1 pseudogene is annotated in these 411 nt (G+C 36.0%); it reads right to left on the bottom strand.

The window, feature by feature from the left end:
• A pseudogene (locus tag HC176_RS16960) lies at positions 1 to 411 on the bottom strand (glycosyl transferase family 1); the annotation flags it as partial.

The following is a 411-nucleotide window of genomic DNA, read 5'->3' as shown; positions in this document are numbered from 1 at the left end:
CTAATTCATCTTCTTGTTGTTGCCTAAAGAATAGATCATTACCCCAGGCCGAATAAATCCATTTTATCTGAGGATAATTCTTCATTATAGAAAGAATTGGATAAGCGGCAGAATAAAGCACAAAACTTTGCACCACATCCGGTTTGAATTCCTGAATCTTTTGGTCAACAAAATCACTCAGTTCCCGTTGGTTAAAATAATTTAGGAAATGATTAATCTCAGGTAAATTATTTTTCACCCAATACCTCCCCGGATAATCTACCCGATTCCTCCAGCCGATAATCTGATGCACAAAATCAATCTTTTCTACATAGGTATTAGAATCAAATACATCTATCCAATAGATCTCATGTCCCGAATCCCGTAACTGTTCGGTCCAGTTGAAGAAATGATTTGAAAACATTGAGATCA

It is taken from the genome of Tamlana crocina, from assembly GCF_012037625.1.
The sequence above is the reverse complement of the archived record's forward strand: the minus strand, read 5'-3'. Positions and strand labels throughout refer to the sequence as shown.